Raw genomic sequence first — 15059 nt, 5'->3', positions numbered from 1 at the left:
ATACCTCCATGGAGGAATAGTCCCCGCCAGCGTTCCGGTTCAGGCTTGCGCCATCCTCATCTACGGGAAGGCTTGAACATGTCCCATCTGGCGCAACGCACCTTCGAACCCTTGAACATTGCCGTGCTCACCATCAGCGATACCCGCACCTTCGACACCGACACCTCGGGGCAGACCCTGGCGGATTTGCTGCAAACCGCCGGGCATCAGTTGATCGACCGCGGGCTGGTCAAGGATGACATTTATCAGATCCGCGCCATCGTTTCGCGCTGGATCGCCGACCCCCAGGTGCAGGTGGTGCTGATGACCGGCGGGACCGGCTTCACCGCGCGGGACAACACGCCGCAGGCGGTGCTGCCGTTGCTGGACAAGCATGTCGAAGGCTTCGGTGAGCTGTTCCGCCAGGTGTCGCTGGAAGAGATCGGCATGTCCAGCCTGCAGTCGCGGGCGCTGGCCGGGATGAGCAACGGCGTGCTGGTGTGCTGCGTGCCCGGGTCGCCAGGCGCCTGCCGTACCGCGTGGAACAAGATCCTCCTCGGTCAACTCGACAGCCGCACCGGCCCGTGCAATTTCGCCCCGCATTTGAAGCCCCAGGCGCAGCGAGAGATTGCAGCGTGCGAGTCGCGCTCATGAGCGCCGGGGTGTGTGACCTTGGCCACCTGATGCCGGTGGATGACGCCATCGCTCATCTGCTCGACCAGGTGCCGCCACCGCCGGCGGCGCAGATGATTGCCTTGGAACAGGCCATGGGCCGGGTGCTGGCGGCGGACATTCACTCGCCGTTGAACCTGCCGGGCTGGGACAACAGCGCCATGGACGGTTATGCCCTGAGGGCTGCCGACCTGCCTGCAGACGGCGGATACCTGCCGGTAGGCGGGCGAATTGCCGCAGGCGATCAGGCGGCTATACCGTTGCCGGCAGGGCAGGCGGTGCAGATTTTTACCGGTGCGCCGTTGCCGCCGGGGGCCGACACGGTGGTCGCGCAGGAGCGTTGCAAGGTCGAGGGCGAGCGGGTGTGGTTTCCTCCCGTCACCTTGGGCGATCACGTGCGCAAGGAGGGCGAAGAGCTTCGGCGCGGTGATCTGCTGTTCAGCGCGGGCAAGCGTCTGCGTGCTCAGGAAATCGGTTTGCTGGCCGGTGCCGGCGTGGCCCGGGTCGAGGTCTATCGGCCGCTGCGGGTGTGCCTGCTGAGCAGCGGCAATGAGCTGCGTGAGCCGGGCGAAGCCTTGGCGCCGGGGCAGATCTACAACAGCAATCGTTACTGCCTCGCCGCGTTGTTGAAGGGCTGGGGCGTTGAGGTGCATGACTACGGGGTGATGGTCGACGAGCTGGCGGCCAGCCGCCACGCCCTGAGCCTGGCGTCTTCGGAATGCGACCTGCTGCTGAGTTCCGGTGGCGTGTCGGTGGGCGAGGAAGACCACCTCAAGCAGGCGATCAAGGAACTGGGCAGCGTGGATTTCTGGCGCCTGGCGATCCAGCCCGGCAAGCCGTTGGCCTTTGGCGAAGTGGGTGGCAAGCCGTGGATTGGCATGCCGGGCAATCCGTCGGCGGCGCTGATCACCGCGCTGGTGGTGGTGCGACCGTTCCTGCTGCGCGCCCAAGGCATGACCGACGTGCTGCCAACGCCTGTGGCCGTGCCGGCCGGATTCGACTGGCTGCAGCCGAACAAGCGCCGCCAGTACCTGCGCGCCCGACTGACCGCTGACGCCGGTGGCGCGTTGCAGGTGGAACTGCACCCGCAGCAAAGCTCGGCGATGTTGACTGCTGCGTGCTGGGCTGACGGGTTGGCGGTGATTGAACGCGAGCAGGTGGTGCACAAGCATGACCAAGTGCTGTTCCTGCCGTTTGCCGGGCTGATGCAGTGACGGCAATTGATTGCGGTCAAGGCCGTTACTTTCGGGCTGCATAAACTGGCCTTTGAATTCCTCTGTAGGAGCGAGCCTGCTCGCGATGGGGCCCGTAAGACATGCATCGCCTGTAAGGTCGCCATCGCGAGCAGGCTCGCTCCTACAGGTGATCTGCGTCTTCGTTTTACATGAGGATCACCCATGCAACTGGTCTGCCCCGCAGGGAATCTGCCTGCGCTGAAAGCGGCGGTGCGCCAAGGCGCGGATGCCGTGTATGTCGGCTTTCGCGATGACACCAACGCCCGGCATTTCGCCGGCCTGAACATGGACGACAAGCAGTTCGACGCCGCCGTCGCCCACATCCGCCAGCACCAACGCAAACTCTATGTCGCGGTCAACACCTACCCGCAGCCCAAGGGCTGGGAGCGTTGGCAGCGGGCAGTGGATCGTGCTGCGGATTTCGGCGTCGACGCGCTGATCGCCGCCGACCCCGGGGTGCTCAATTACGCCAGCCAGCGCCATCCACAACTGGCCCTGCACTTGTCGGTCCAGGGTTCGGCGACTCAGGCGGCGGCACTGGAATTCTATGCCCAGCGCTATGGCATCCGTCGCGCCGTGCTGCCGCGCGTGCTGTCGCTGGCCCAGGTGCGCCAGGTCGCGGCGAGCAGTTCGGTGCCGATCGAAGTCTTCGGTTTCGGCAGCCTGTGCATCATGGCCGAAGGGCGCTGCCACCTGTCTTCCTATATCACCGGCGAGTCGCCGAACCTGTGTGGCGTCTGCTCGCCGGCCAAGGCCGTGCGCTGGAGCGAGGACGCCGAGGGTTTGAGTGCACGCCTCAGCGAAGTGCTGATCGACCGTTACGGCGCCGATGAGCCGGCCGGCTATCCGACCCTGTGCAAGGGCCGTTTCCTGGTCAATGGCAAACGTTTCCACGCGCTGGAAGAACCCACCAGCCTCGACACCCTGGACCTGCTCCCGGAGCTCACCGCCATCGGTGTCGAAGCCGTGAAAATCGAGGGTCGGCAACGCAGCCCGGCCTATGTCGAGCAGGTCACCCGGGTCTGGCGCGCGGCACTCGATGCGCACCGCAGTGCGCCGGGCGGGTTCCGGGTCAAGGACGAATGGCGCCAGGTGTTGGCCGGTTTGTCCGAAGGCAACCAGACCACCCTGGGTGCTTATCATCGATCGTGGCAGTGAGGGAGGGAGCATGAAGTTAAGCCTTGGACCGGTCCTGTTCTACTGGGACAAAGAGCAGCTCAGCAGCTTTTACGCCGAGATGTCGGCGCTGCCCCTGGACGTGATTTACCTGGGGGAAACCGTGTGTTCGAAACGCCGGGCGTTTTCCCTCGATCAATGGCTGGGCCTGGGTCGTGAGTTGCAGGAGTGCAGCCAGGCGCAGTTGGTGATTTCCAGCCTCACGCTGATCGAAGCCGCGTCCGAACTGTCGAGCCTGCGCCGTCTGTGTGACAACGGCCAGTTGCTGGTGGAAGCCAACGACCTGGGCGCGGTGCAGTTCCTCGCCGAGCGCAAGCTGCCGTTCGTTGGCGGGCCGGCGCTGAATCTGTACAACGGCCATTCGCTGGCGCAATTGCTCGATAGCGGTATGGTCCGCTGGGTGCCGCCGGTGGAGTGTTCGGCGGCGCTGATCCGCGATGTGATCCAGCAGGTCGGTGCACTCGGGCACGCGCTGCCGGAGGTGGAAATCTTCGCCTACGGGCATTTGCCGCTGGCTTATTCCGCGCGCTGCTTTACCGCGCGGGCGGAAAACCGGCCCAAGGATGACTGCCAGTTCTGCTGCATCAACTACCCCGATGGGTTAGCTCTGACTAGCCAGGAAGGCCAGGCGTTGTTCACCCTCAATGGCATCCAGACCATGTCCGCCGAGGTGACCAATCTGCTTGCCGATTACGCCGGATTGCAGGCCTGTGGTGCCGATCTGGTGCGCCTGAGCCCGCGTGCCGAGGGCATGGCGCAGGTGGTCGAAGCCTGGCAGCAGGTGCGCGAGGGCGCGACGCCGCCGTTGTTTGTCGAAGGCTGCAACGGCTACTGGCATGGCCAGGCCGGCATGTTGCGGGTCGAGGAGGTGGGCCTGTGCTGAAGCGTAAACAATGGCTGTTGAAAGGCGCCGACCGGGTGCTGCCACTGGTGCGTCGTGTGCCGTTCGTGGTGCAGCGCCTGGCGTTGCAACAGACCCTCAATCGCTGCCTCGCCGAGCCCTTGCGCGACGGCGAATTCGAGGTGCTGCGCGGCCGCTGGTTGTGCCTGCGGATCAACGACCTCGGCCTGTCCTGGTACATCACCCGCAGCCGCGACGGCTTGCAGATCGCCCGCGAGGCTCCGGCCGACGTGACCATCAGCGGCAACTGGCGCGAGTTCCTGTTGCTCGCCAGCCGTCAGGAAGACCCCGACACCCTGTTCTTCCGGCGCCGGCTGGTGATCGAGGGTGATACTGAGTTGGGGCTTACCCTGAAAAATCTGATCGACAGCCTTGATCCGGACGTATTGCCGGTATGGCTGTGGCGCAATCTGGAGCGAGCAGGGAAGGGCTTGGCGGCGAGCTGAACCAGATCTACCTGGCAAACATCATCATCGCGAGCAGCGGTACGCCGCCCGGGCTGCTCCTACAGGTTTTGTGAACTGCGCCCCAGAGGTAGGACACCCATCCAATATCCGGGGGTGGGGTGCCCTCGGTATTGCTGCCCGCATTGTCCAGCCCCTGCGCCACCCGCTAGACTCACGGGATAAAACCAAAATATCGACGTGACCCTGCCTGATGAAAATCCACCCCTTACCGCCACTCAACAGTCTGGTCGCCTTCGAAGCCGCCGCGCGGCATTTGAGTTTTACCCTGGCCGCGCACGAATTGAACGTGACTCAGGGCGCTATCAGTCGCCAGGTGCGGCTGCTCGAAGACTACCTGGGCAAGGTGTTGTTCGAACGCACCACCCGCACCATCCACCTGACCCCGGCGGCCACTGCCTACTACGAAATCGTCCGCGCCGCGCTGCTGCAAGTGGCCCAGGCCACCGGGGAAATTCGCCATTGGCAGGGCGCCGAACAGGTCACGGTGGCCACCAGCACGGCGATGGCCTCGTTGTGGTTGCTGCCGAAAGTCTCCGAGTTTCAGCGGGAGAATGAAGAGATCGATCTGCGGATCATTGCCCATGACCACGTCAAGGATTTCTCCCGCCTCGATTGCGACCTGGCGTTGTATTACTGCAGTACGCCACCCAGGGATATGCAGGTCACGCCGCTGTTTTCCGAGGAGGTGTTCCCGGTCTGCAGCCCACAATACCTGCAAAAACACCCCGCGTTGAACAAGCCCGAAGACCTCGCGGCCTGCACCTGGCTGGTGCTCGACGACCCGCAGCGTGACTGGCTGGGCTGGTCCGAATGGTTCAACAGCCAGGGGCTGAAAAATGTCGACCCCAAGCGCCGGATCAATATCAACAGTTACTCGATGGTGATCCAGTCGGCCATGGGTGGGCAGGGCGTGGCGCTGGCCTGGTCGAGACTGGTCGACGATCACCTGCGCAGTGGTGCCCTGGTACGTCCGCTCGACGCCGTGTTGCGCACTGACGCGCAGTTCTGCCTGCTGGAGCCGCTGTCCCGTGGCGGCATGCGCCAAAGCGTCAAGCGTTTTCGCAGCTGGTTGCTGAACCAACTGCCGGTTGCTTCCGGTACCCCATAAGTCAAGCGACCTCCCCCTGTACAAGCCCATTCCCACAGGGGGGGGCACACCGCGTCCATATTCATGATCAAAAGTCATGAATCCCGCCCGAAATATCGTTTGTCGACCCTGCTCCGGTTTTTCCAGAATTGCCGCCAACGGACTGGGCCAACGCGCCCTGCCGATCTTTCCGAACCGTGCCCAGCAGGGGAAAACAATAATGACCACCCTCCAACAAATTCCAGTGCAGAACCTCGAAACCGTGCTCAACCCGATCCATGAAGCGACCGGCCTGAGCAACGAGTTCTACACCGATCAACGTTACTTCGAACTCGAGCGCGATCAGGTCCTGGGTAAGACCTGGGCCTGCGTCGGTTTCGCCAGCGACCTGGCCAAGGCCGGCTCGGTCAAGCCCATCGACTTCATGGGCCTGCCGCTGCTGCTGATGCGCAACCGTGAAAACCTGGTGCAGGTGTTCCATAACGTTTGCAGCCACCGTGGCATGAAACTGGTGGAGGAGGCCGGCGAGGTGCAAGGGGTGATTCGCTGCCCTTACCACTCCTGGACCTACGATCTGAATGGCGGCCTGCGTGGCACGCCGCACGTCGGCGGCATCGACAAGCACAAGGACGAACGCTTCGCCTGTGAAAAACACGGCCTGAAGGCGATCCGCAGCGCGATCTGGATGGACATGGTGTTCATCAACCTGTCCGGCGAAGCCCAGCCGCTGGAAGAGATGCTTGCACCCCTGACCGCACGCTGGAGCCAGTTCCTCGGCGAAGACGGCATGAGCCTGCTGAGCCGTCGTCCAGGCCATGACGCCACGGTGCTGGACATCAACTGCAACTGGAAGCTGGCGGTGGAGAACTACTGCGAGGCCTACCACCTGCCGTGGGTCCACCCGAGCCTGAACTCCTACTCGCGCCTGGAAGACCACTACAACATCATCGTCGGCGAACACTTCTCGGGTCAGGGCAGCTACGCCTACAACCTGTCCGACGTCGCTGGGACGCACTTGCCGAAATTCCCGGCCTGGCCGCTGGACCGCCTGCGCAACGCCGAATACGTGGCGTTTTTCCCTAACGTGCTGCTCGGCATCCAGGCCGACCACGCCTTCGCCATGCAGCTTGAGCCGGTATCGCCGGGCCGCACCATCGAGCACCTGCGCCTGTTCTATGTCGGCGACGAAGCCGCCAGCAGCGAAGAGTTCAGCGCCTGCCGCGAAGCGATCCTGGAATCCTGGAAAGTGGTATTCGCCGAAGACATCAGCTCGGTCGAAGGCATGCAGAAAGGCCGTTATTCCCCTGGCTACAAGGGCGGCGCGTTCTCCCCGGAAATGGACATCCCGACGCACTTCTTCCACCAGTGGGCCGCGCGCCAACTGCTGGCTACCACCGAGTCGGTCTGAGGAGCGTTGCCATGTATCCGATAGCCTCCCACTGGCTCAACTACATCGACGGGCAATGGGTCGACAGCACCCAGCGCCTGACGGTCAACAATCCCGGCACCGGCGAGCCATTGGCGAGCATCGCCCAGGCTAGCGTGGCCGATGCCGAACGCGCATTGCAGGCGGCCCGACGCTGCGCCGACAGCGGCGAGTTGACCCGTGCCCGTCCCGCACAGCGGGTCACCTGGCTGCTGCGCATCGCCGAAGAAATTCGCGCGGTGGCGGATGAGGGCGCCTGGGTGTTGTGCCAGGAAAACGGCAAGCGCCTGGTCGACGCCAGAGACGAGTTCACCGAAGCGGCGCGCTACTTCGAGTACTACGCCGGCATGGCGGACAAGATCGAGGGCACCTCGATCCCGCTGGGCAACGGCTACATGGACTTCACCCTGTACGACCCGATGGGCGTTTCGGCGCAGATCGTGCCGTGGAACTTCCCGGTGTCGATCTGTGCCCGGTCCCTGGCGCCAGCGCTGGCGGCCGGTAACGCGGTGGTGATCAAGTCACCGGAACTGTCGCCACTGGGCATGTGCGTATTGATCCGCGCCATTGCCAAGGCCGGTCTGCCAGACGGTGCGGTGAACCTGATTTGTGGTCGTGGCCGCGAAGTCGGCTCGCACCTGGTCCGTCATCGCGGCGTCGACCAGATTGTCTTCACCGGCTCGGTGCCCACCGGCCAGACAATCCTGCGCGATGCCGCCGAGCATGCGATTCCCAGCGTGATGGAGCTGGGTGGCAAGTCGGCGGCGATCGCCTTCGCCGATGCCAATCTGGAGCAACTGCTGGCCAGCGTGCAGTCGGGGATTTTCTTCAATGCCGGCCAGGTCTGTTCGGCGATGTCGCGGCTGCTGGTGCAGCGCGAAATCTATGAGCAGGTGGTCGAGGCCGTGGTGGCCATGGCCGAAGGCCTCAGCGTGGGTCTGGGCCAGGACAACGCCGACCTGACGCCGGTGGTCAGCGCCGGGCAGCTGGCGGGCATCGAAGCCTTGTGCCGCCGGGCCATCGAAGAGGGCGCGGTAGCCGTCACCGGGGGCGAAGCCTTTGCCGACCGCGCCGGACATTTCATGCGCCCGACGGTGTTCCGCGACGTCACGCCCGATATGTGCATTGCCCAGGAGGAAGTGTTCGGCCCGGTGTTGGCGATCATGCCCTTCGACACTGAAGAACAGGCGATTGCCATCGCCAACGGCACCGATTTCGGCCTGGTGGCCGGGGTCTTCACCCAGGACATCAGCCGCGCCATGCGCTGCACCCGCCGCCTGAAATCCGGCCAGGTATTCGTCAACGAGTGGTACGCCGGCGGTATCGAAACGCCATTCGGCGGGGTCGGCTTGTCGGGCTTTGGTCGCGAGAAGGGCCAGGAAGCGTTGTACAGCTACGTGCGCACGAAAAACGTGGCGATTCGGATCGCCGGGGAGTGAGCAGCATGTTCAAGACTTGGCTGTGCATCGTTTGCGGTCTGATTTACGACGAGGCGCTGGGCTGGCCCGAGGATGGGATCCTCGCTGGTACGCGCTGGGAAGACGTGCCCGAAGACTGGATCTGCCCGGAGTGTCACGTCGGCAAGGCCGACTTCGAGATGCTCGATATCAGTGAATACACCCAGGCCGTGACGGCACCGATCAGCGTGCCGCCGGCAGTGCTCGCGGTGCCCGTGGTGGCACCGGTTAGCGTTGCTGCGCCACGCCAGCCGATCGTGATCATCGGCAGTGGTTACGCCGGTTACGGCTTGGCCCAGGCGTTGCGCAAGGCCGACCCTAAGGTCGAGATCCGCGTGCTGACCCAGGAATCCGGTCATCTGTATTCCAAGCCGGCGCTGTCGATCGGCTTGTCCCAGGGCAAAAGTGCCGAAGCGCTGTCCGGCGAGTCGCCCCTGGCGATTGAGCAGCGCCTGAACATCCGCGTCTATGCGCACTGCACCGTGCAATCCATTGACAGCTCGGCGCGGGTATTGCGCACCAGTTTCGGCGACATGGCGTACGGGCAACTGGTGATCGCCAGCGGCGCGCAACCGATCCGTCTGCCGATCGAGGGTGACGGGGCGATGGTCAGCGTCAACAACCTGCAGGATTACCACGGCTTCCGCCAGCGCCTGAGCGGCATGCGGCGCGTGGCGATCCTCGGTGATGGCCTGATCGGCTGCGAGTTTGCCAATGACCTGGCGCACAACGGTTTCGAGGTCGACGTGATCGGCCTCGGCCGCTGGCCCATGGAGCGGCTGTTGCCCGCCGAAGCAGGGCAGCTATTGCAAGCGGCGCTGTGCGATCTGGGGGTCAAGTGGTACCTGCAAAACACCGTCGAGGCCATCGAGTCGAGCGGGCCGGGCTACCGGCTGAAACTCGCCGGTGGCCAGACCCTCGAGGCTGACCTGGTGTTGTCGGCGGTCGGCCTGCGCCCGGACCTGAGTCTGGCACAGAGCGCCGGCCTGGCAGTGGGGCGCGGCATTCAAGTCAACCCGCAGTTGCAGACCTCGGTACCGGGCATTTATGCGCTGGGCGATTGCATCGAGATCGACGGCCAGTTGCTGCCGTATCTGGCGCCGATCAACCAGGGTATCCAGGCACTCAGCAAGACCCTGCTCGGACAACCGACCGCCGTCGCTTACCCGCTGATGCCAGTCACCGTGAAAACTCCGGCCGCACCCCTGTGTCTGCTGGCTCCGACGGGAGCCGGGGAGTGGCGTTGCACGCCAACCCCGGACGGCTTGAGCGGCGGTTTTTACGACGCCGAAGGCCGACTCAACGGCTTTGTGCTGTTGGGTCGCCAGGCACAAACACAGCGCAGCGCATTGCTGCAGTCCTGTCAGAACTCTCAGCAGGCGGTCGCCTGAGGCGGTACACATGAACACTTCAATCAAGCTGCCTTACGACGATAACAGTTGCGGCTGGTACGCCGCGCTGCCTGAACAGCCGGCGGTCAAGCGCCTGGCTGGCGAGCAACGGGCGGATTACGCGGTGATCGGTGCGGGCTTCGCCGGTCTGGCGGCGGCCAGGCGCCTGGCCGAACATCATCCGCAGGCGCGGATTATCCTGGTGGACGCCCAGCGCGTCGCCCATGGCGCTTCCGGGCGCAACTCGGGTTTCGTCATCGACCTGCCGCACAAATTTGCCCTGGAACATCCGGACCCGGCGCACAAGCAACGCCTGCTGTCGCTCAACCGCGCGGCCATTGCCCAGTTGCAAGGGCTGGTGCAGAGCCGGGGCATCGAGTGCCAGTGGTCCCATGCCGGCAAGTATCAGGGTGCCGTCGGCGCGCGTGGGCTGGCCTATCTGGATCACTTCGAGCGCTTGATGAGCGAGCTCGGCGAGCCGTTCCGCCGGGCTGATTCTGCCGAACTGGCCAAGGTCCTTGGCACGCAACATTACAGCGGTGCGATCTACACCCCGGGTTGCTACCTGATGCAGCCGGCGGCGTTGGTCACTGGCCTGGCGCGCACCCTGCCGGATAACGTCGAGCTGCTGGAGGAATCACCGATCCAGCGCCTGGAACGTGACGGTCGCGGCGGCTGGATCCTGCAGGGCAGCAACGGGCTGATCCGCACCCCGCAACTGCTGCTGGGCACCAGCATCTTCACCCAGGAGTTCGGTTACCTGCGCAACCGCCTGTTGCCGGTGATGACCTTCGCCAGCTGGACCCGTCCGCTGACCGATGCCGAACTGGCCACCTATGGCGGCCAGCTGGATTGGGGCCTGACCCCGGCGGACCATGCCGGGACCACGGTGCGCATGACCCAGGACCGCCGGCTGATCATCCGCAACACCTACAAGCACGTGCCCAAGTATGGGCGCAGCACCAGCGACGGCATGCGCTTGAAGATTCGCGAGTCCCACCGCAAGGCGTTCAAGGCGCGTTTCCCACAGTTGGCCGAGGTGCCGTTCAGCCACACCTGGGGTGGGGTCTATGCGATCTCGCGAAACTTCACCAACTTCTTCGGCGAGTTGGAGCCGGGGGTTCACGCCTCGGCTTGCGACAACGGCGTCGGCGCGGCGTGGGGCACGATCTCCGGGACGATGCTCGCAGACCAGGTGGTGGGCGCCGAGTCCTCACAGTTGGACGACATTCGTGCCGTGACCGGCATGCCGTCGCTCAACCCGCCGGAACCCTTCCTTGGCCTGGGTGTGCGTTCGCGCATTCACCTGGCGGCCTGGAACAGCCGGAGCGAGCTATGACTGCCGGCGTGAAACCCTCGGTGCGGGTGCTGCAAGTCGATCACCGCGACCTCGACTTCAGCGTGCGCGGTGGCCCACCCGGTGGCGCCTTCGTGGCCCGGGCCCTGAGCAATGAAGTCTCGCCGAATATCGGCGTCGGCTTTGCTCGCTGGGAGGGTGCCCAGGTGGCCTGGACGGTGCTTTATGACGAAGTGATTTTCGTCATTGAAGGCTGCTTCGAGCTGCAGGTCGGCGCCGAGCTGTTCCAGGTCACCCCGGGCCAGTTGCTGTGGATCCCCGAAGGCACCGAACTGGTATACGGCGGGCACGCCTTGTTCGGCTATGTCGTGCACCCGGGCAACTGGAAAGAGCTGCACGGTTTGAGCTGAGCCATCGACCCTTGGCGCTTGGCCGATGGCTGCGCGCCAGGGGTTTTGCATCCGCACTTTTTTCTGGAATCGGCACCGTGTTTGGACTGACGAAGACCTTCGGCGCGCTGTATTTGGCCAGCTCGATGATGCAGCTGGGATCGATGATGTTGATGACCTACCTGGCGTTGCGCCTGAACGATTCGGGAGCCAGCGAAACTGCTGGCGGTGCGTTGATGGCCGCCAATGCCCTGGGCATGGTGCTGGGCGGCTGGGTGGGGCGCAGCCTGATTGCGCAGGTCGGGCATATTCGCACTTACGCGGCCTGTGCCGGGATCATTTGTGCGGCGGTGGTGGGCCATGAATTCAGTGCATCGCTGCCGTTCTGGCTGGTGCTGCGGGCGCTGGTGGGACTGGCGATGATGTGCCAGTTGATGGTGGTGGAAAGTTGGCTCAACGACCAGGCCAGGACCGAGCAACGCGGCAAAGTCCTGGCGCTGTACATGGTCGCCAGTTACGTCGGCATGATGCTGGGTAACCTGGCCCTGAGCCTGGATGAAGGCTTGGGCATCCGCGCGCTGCTTGGCGTGGCGATGGTCTTCGCCCTTGGTTCGGTGCCGGTGGCGCTGACCCGCAGCATGCATCCCACGGCGGTACCGGCGGCGTCGATTGACTTGCGCGTGTTCCTGCGGCGGATCCCGCAGTCGCTGGTCACGGTGCTGGTGTCCGGCGTGCTCAACGGCAGCTTCTACGGCCTGGCAGCGATCTACGCCAGCAAGCAGGGGCTGGCGACCGCGCAGGTCGGCCAGTTCATGGCCCTGTCCATCGCTGCCGGATTGTTGGCCCAGTTGCCCCTGGGCTGGCTTTCGGATCGCTTGCCACGGGCGAGCCTGATCCGCGCGGTGGCGCTGCTGTTGATCGTCATCAGTCTGCCGTTGGCGTTCAACCAGGCGCCTGGGTTCGTCACCTTGCTGTGGTTTGGTGCGGGCATCGGCTTCCTGCAGTTCTGCCTGTATCCGTTGGGTGTGGCGCTGGCCAACGACAATATGGAACCGGCGTTGCGAGTGTCGCTCTCGGGCATGCTGTTGATCACCTTCGGCGTCGGCGCCTGCGTCGGGCCGCTGATGGCCGGCGCCCTGATGGAGCACCTCGGTGCGGCGAGTTTTTACTTTTTCTATACCGGCACCGCGCTGTTGCTCGCCCTCTGTGTGGGCCAGGCAAAAGTCACCGGCGAACACTTGCGCAGTGATGCGCCGTTGCAGCATCCGGTGACCCCCAACGGGATTGCCAGCTGCAACCTGATGACGGTGGAGGAGGGCACTGACCGGCCCTAGCACCATCGTTTTATTGATGCGTTTTTCTCATGAGTCGGTGACTAAATATGGTTTGAACGGTAGTGGGGCTTCAAGCAAATTGGCACGGCTGCCAAAACCGAGATGGACCTGAATTAACCTGCAGATGAACACTGCCCTGATGTCGCTCGATATCAGGCAATAAGCACCCTGCGGACAGCAACTACACCCTTAAACAAAAACAAAAGGGGAATAACAATGCGTGCGCAATCCGGCATGTTGAAGGGCCTTAATCCGACTGTGACAGTGCTCTCGATAGTGGGCGTTATCTTGTTCGTTTTATTCTGTGCCTTCAAAGATCAACAGGCAGCCAAGGCTTTTGAAGCGGCTTCCACCTTTATCCTGCATAACTTCAAGTGGTATTACCTGGCGCTGATCACCGGTGTCCTGGGTTTGCTGCTGTATATCTCCATGAGCCGTTTCGGCAATCTGAAACTGGGCACCGAACATGACCGCCCCGAGTTCAGTTTCGCCTCCTGGATTGCCATGCTGTTCAGCGCCGGGATGGGCATCGGCCTGATTTTCTGGTCGGTGGCCGAACCCATGCTGCACTACGCCGACAACCCTTTCTCCAAGGGCCTGACCGATGAATCGGCGACCCTGGCGATGCGCATTACCCTATTCCACTGGGGCCTTCACCCTTGGGCGATCTTTTCCATGATCGGCCTGGGCCTGGCCTACTTTGCCTACCGCAAGGGCTTGCCACTGGCCTTGCGCTCGCTGCTGTATCCGCTGATCGGCGAACGTATTTATGGCTGGATCGGGCATGTGGTCGACATCATGGGCGTGATCATTACCGCCTTTGGTGTTTCCCAATCGCTGGGTCTCGGCGTCGTGCAGATCAATACCGGTATGCATAACGTATTTGGTTTGCCTATCAGTGTCGGTCTGCAGTTATCGATCATTCTCTTTGTCAGTATTGTTGCCTGTATTTCGTTGTTGGCCGGTTTGTCCAAAGGCATGAAGCGTATCTCCACGCTTAATATGTATTTGTCGTTCGCTCTGATGTTGGCGGTATTGGCGATCGGTCCGACCCGTTACATTCTTAATCTGATGTTTGAATCCACCGGGGACTATGTGCAGAACATTGTCGGCCTGAGTTTCTGGATGGACACCCAGAAAGACAGCGAATGGCAGAACTGGTGGACGGCGTTCTACTGGCCGTGGTGGATGACCTGGGGGCCGTTCGTGGGCCTGTTCATTGCGCGTATCTCCAAGGGCCGGACCATTCGCGAACTGGTGATCGGTGCGCTGGTGGTGCCGACCATGGTCACCATTTTGTGGATGTCGGTGTTCGGTGGTGCTGCGCTGAAGAATGAACAGCAGGACCGTCAGGCTTACCAGGCCTCTGTTGCCACGCAGCAGGTCGGCACGGAACAGGCGAAATTCGAAGGCGGGACGATTCTGCAGGCGACCAAGAAAGAAACCACTGCGGCGATGTTTACCCTGTTGCAGTCCCTCGATGGCCCGACCATTGGCGCGGCGTTGTCGATCCTCGTCTGTGTGTTGCTCGGGGTGCATTTTGTCACCACCGCCGATGCCGGGACTCAGGTGCTCTGTACCTTGTGCGCTCTGGGCAGCACCAATCCGCCGAACTGGATCAGAGTGCTCTGGTGCCTGCTGGAAGGGGCGATTGCTGCGGGGCTGCTGCTGGCCGGGGGGCTGAAGGCGATACAGATGGCAAGCATCGTCGCCGGACTGCCGATCGCCATGCTGTTGCTGGTGATGTCGTACACCCTGATTCACAGCTTGCGCAAGGAAATGCCAAGCACCCCGGCCTGGACCCCGGCGGCTGTGCCGCAGCACGAGGCCGAGCGCCGTGACCGGCAGCCAGAGTCCTTGGCCGCCGCCTGATCGTTCACAGACCTGTAGGAGCAGCCGGGCAGCGTTCCGCTGCTCGCGATGGTGGTGGGGCAGCTGATATCCCTGTCGGATGGGCTGCCGTCATCGCTAGCAGGCTAGCTCCCACATGAATCTGCGGCGAACACCCATATCGCAAACACCTCAAACCCCTTGTAGGAGCGAGCCTGCTCGCGATTGTGGTGGGGCAGTCGACACCCATGCTGGATGTGCTGCCGTTATCGCTTCAAGCCAGCTCCCACAGGGGTTTGAGCTGCGCCGGTTTTCCTGAACAGGCCGGCCGGTAGGCCGCCTCGGTTGCTTTTGATTTTGATTCACCGGCCCCGTTACAGAAGGCTGAGTGGAGGCATTCATCCGAGGGGAGCGCGTA

13 protein-coding genes and 1 pseudogene are annotated in these 15059 nt (G+C 63.2%); all 14 read left to right on the top strand.

The genetic code is table 11. The annotated features are described in order from the left end of the window. Positions 1-78: 78 nt before the first annotated feature. The 14 genes and pseudogenes from moaB to NR126_RS27125 all read left to right on the top strand — a co-directional run bounded on the left by moaB (position 79) and on the right by NR126_RS27125 (position 14683). A complete protein-coding gene (gene moaB, locus NR126_RS27190; protein WP_027620438.1) occupies positions 79-633 on the top strand; it encodes a molybdenum cofactor biosynthesis protein B in 555 nt (184 codons plus the stop codon). Continuing rightward, the gene (gene glp / locus NR126_RS27185) at positions 630-1865 is read left to right on the top strand and encodes a gephyrin-like molybdotransferase Glp (RefSeq protein WP_027620437.1); all 1236 of its coding nucleotides are present in this window, start codon (positions 630-632) and stop codon (positions 1863-1865) included. Before moaB ends, glp begins: the two co-directional genes overlap by 4 nt. 183 nt (positions 1866-2048) lie before the next feature. Beyond that, positions 2049-3044 carry a peptidase U32 family protein gene (locus NR126_RS27180; protein WP_027620436.1) on the top strand — a complete coding sequence of 332 codons (996 nt, stop codon included), beginning with the start codon at positions 2049-2051 and terminating at the stop codon, positions 3042-3044. Positions 3045-3054: 10 nt separating this feature from the next. Further along, a complete protein-coding gene (locus NR126_RS27175) occupies positions 3055-3945 on the top strand; it encodes a U32 family peptidase (protein ID WP_256832388.1) in 891 nt (296 codons plus the stop codon). Continuing rightward, positions 3939-4409 (top strand): SCP2 domain-containing protein, encoded by a 471-nt coding sequence (locus NR126_RS27170; protein ID WP_105755634.1) that lies wholly within the window; start codon positions 3939-3941, stop codon positions 4407-4409. Before NR126_RS27175 ends, NR126_RS27170 begins: the two co-directional genes overlap by 7 nt. Positions 4410-4620: 211 nt before the next feature. Beyond that, entirely contained in the window at positions 4621-5538 is a 918-nt protein-coding gene (locus NR126_RS27165) for a LysR substrate-binding domain-containing protein (protein WP_027620433.1), read from the top strand. Between the two features lie 199 nt (positions 5539-5737). Further along, positions 5738-6925, top strand: a complete 1188-nt coding sequence (locus NR126_RS27160; protein ID WP_027620432.1) for an aromatic ring-hydroxylating dioxygenase subunit alpha — start codon at positions 5738-5740, stop codon at positions 6923-6925. Positions 6926-6936: 11 nt separating this feature from the next. Then, entirely contained in the window at positions 6937-8382 is a 1446-nt protein-coding gene (locus tag NR126_RS27155) for an aldehyde dehydrogenase family protein (RefSeq protein WP_256832387.1), read from the top strand. A gap of 5 nt (positions 8383-8387) precedes the next feature. After that, positions 8388-8552 (top strand): annotated as a pseudogene (locus NR126_RS27150) (rubredoxin); the annotation flags it as partial. Then, the gene (locus NR126_RS27145; RefSeq protein ID WP_256832400.1) at positions 8541-9791 is read left to right on the top strand and encodes an FAD-dependent oxidoreductase; all 1251 of its coding nucleotides are present in this window, start codon (positions 8541-8543) and stop codon (positions 9789-9791) included. The pseudogene NR126_RS27150 and the gene NR126_RS27145, both read left to right, overlap by 12 nt. A gap of 10 nt (positions 9792-9801) precedes the next feature. Then, the gene (locus NR126_RS27140) at positions 9802-11130 is read left to right on the top strand and encodes an FAD-binding oxidoreductase (RefSeq protein WP_256832386.1); all 1329 of its coding nucleotides are present in this window, start codon (positions 9802-9804) and stop codon (positions 11128-11130) included. After that, on the top strand, positions 11127-11498 hold the full coding sequence (locus NR126_RS27135; RefSeq protein WP_105755630.1) for an ethanolamine utilization protein EutQ: 372 nt from the start codon (positions 11127-11129) through the stop codon (positions 11496-11498). The genes NR126_RS27140 and NR126_RS27135 overlap by 4 nt, the downstream gene beginning before the upstream one ends. A gap of 77 nt (positions 11499-11575) precedes the next feature. Next, positions 11576-12811, top strand: a complete 1236-nt coding sequence (locus NR126_RS27130) for an MFS transporter (protein WP_256832385.1) — start codon at positions 11576-11578, stop codon at positions 12809-12811. Between the two features lie 216 nt (positions 12812-13027). Next, positions 13028-14683, top strand: a complete 1656-nt coding sequence (locus NR126_RS27125; RefSeq protein ID WP_105755629.1) for a BCCT family transporter — start codon at positions 13028-13030, stop codon at positions 14681-14683. Positions 14684-15059 lie beyond the last annotated feature (376 nt).

It is taken from the genome of Pseudomonas sp. Pse1, from assembly GCF_024519635.1.
Classification (GTDB): Bacteria; Pseudomonadota; Gammaproteobacteria; order Pseudomonadales; family Pseudomonadaceae; genus Aquipseudomonas.
The sequence above is the reverse complement of the archived record's forward strand: the minus strand, read 5'-3'. Positions and strand labels throughout refer to the sequence as shown.

Bases quoted from the DNA above. Each gene is read 5' to 3' on its own strand.
- NR126_RS27160 (WP_027620432.1), top strand. From the start codon at position 5,738: ATGACCACCCTCCAACAAATTCCAGTGCAGAACCTCGAAACCGTGCTC.
- NR126_RS27145 (WP_256832400.1), top strand. From the start codon at position 8,541: ATGCTCGATATCAGTGAATACACCCAGGCCGTGACGGCACCGATCAGC.
- NR126_RS27140 (WP_256832386.1), top strand. From the start codon at position 9,802: ATGAACACTTCAATCAAGCTGCCTTACGACGATAACAGTTGCGGCTGG.
- NR126_RS27135 (WP_105755630.1), top strand. From the start codon at position 11,127: ATGACTGCCGGCGTGAAACCCTCGGTGCGGGTGCTGCAAGTCGATCAC.
- moaB (WP_027620438.1), top strand. From the start codon at position 79: ATGTCCCATCTGGCGCAACGCACCTTCGAACCCTTGAACATTGCCGTG.
- NR126_RS27180 (WP_027620436.1), top strand. From the start codon at position 2,049: ATGCAACTGGTCTGCCCCGCAGGGAATCTGCCTGCGCTGAAAGCGGCG.
- NR126_RS27155 (WP_256832387.1), top strand. From the start codon at position 6,937: ATGTATCCGATAGCCTCCCACTGGCTCAACTACATCGACGGGCAATGG.
- NR126_RS27165 (WP_027620433.1), top strand. From the start codon at position 4,621: ATGAAAATCCACCCCTTACCGCCACTCAACAGTCTGGTCGCCTTCGAA.
- NR126_RS27175 (WP_256832388.1), top strand. From the start codon at position 3,055: ATGAAGTTAAGCCTTGGACCGGTCCTGTTCTACTGGGACAAAGAGCAG.
- NR126_RS27125 (WP_105755629.1), top strand. From the start codon at position 13,028: ATGCGTGCGCAATCCGGCATGTTGAAGGGCCTTAATCCGACTGTGACA.
- glp (WP_027620437.1), top strand. From the start codon at position 630: ATGAGCGCCGGGGTGTGTGACCTTGGCCACCTGATGCCGGTGGATGAC.